Source organism: Stenotrophomonas sp. Bg11-02, assembly GCF_002836635.1.
Taxonomy (GTDB): domain Bacteria; phylum Pseudomonadota; class Gammaproteobacteria; order Xanthomonadales; family Xanthomonadaceae; genus Stenotrophomonas; species Stenotrophomonas lacuserhaii.
In genome coordinates, this window is record NZ_PJAY01000030.1 from 1 (window position 1) to 513 (window position 513).

Consider the following 513-nt stretch of genomic DNA (forward strand, 5'->3'; position numbering starts at 1 on the left):
CCGGACGGTTTCCAAGTAGTCGGCCGGGGCGAAGCGTGTGATGAACATGTCCGGCACGCCCAGCGGGAAGGCGATGGCCTCGCCTTCCGGGATGAACGGATCCTCGCCGATGCCGCCCGGCAGCTCCTCGAAGGTCACGCCAGCGAAGGTGAAGCCCTGGCGCATGTCATCGCGCAGCGCGGCGCCGTCCTGCCAGCGCGAGTAGGCCTCCTTCACCTGCTTATGCTCGGTCAGATCGTCGAAGAAGCTGGCGCTGCAGAAGACGTGGATGCCACGGTGCGGCACCCCGCCCAGCTTGGCCTCGATCTGGCGCTTGATCGCCAGCACCTTCGCACGCACCCGGGTATCGGCAGTACCGAGCTGGAGGCCAAGTACGGTCTGCTCGACGCCGAACTCCTCGTACAGATTGACAATGGTCGAGCCGTCGGCGTCCAGCACCTCGCCGCGCAGGGCGCCGACGCGGTGGTACTCGATGGTGTAGTCCAGGTCGCGCTTGTGGACGGCCTGCAGGGC

1 protein-coding gene is annotated in these 513 nt (G+C 66.9%); it reads right to left on the reverse strand.

Going from position 1 to position 513, the window contains the following annotated elements; genetic code table 11:
• Positions 1-513, reverse strand: a 513-nt coding sequence (locus CXG43_RS01335) for a major capsid protein (RefSeq protein WP_198551371.1), incomplete at both ends; no start/stop codon positions are given.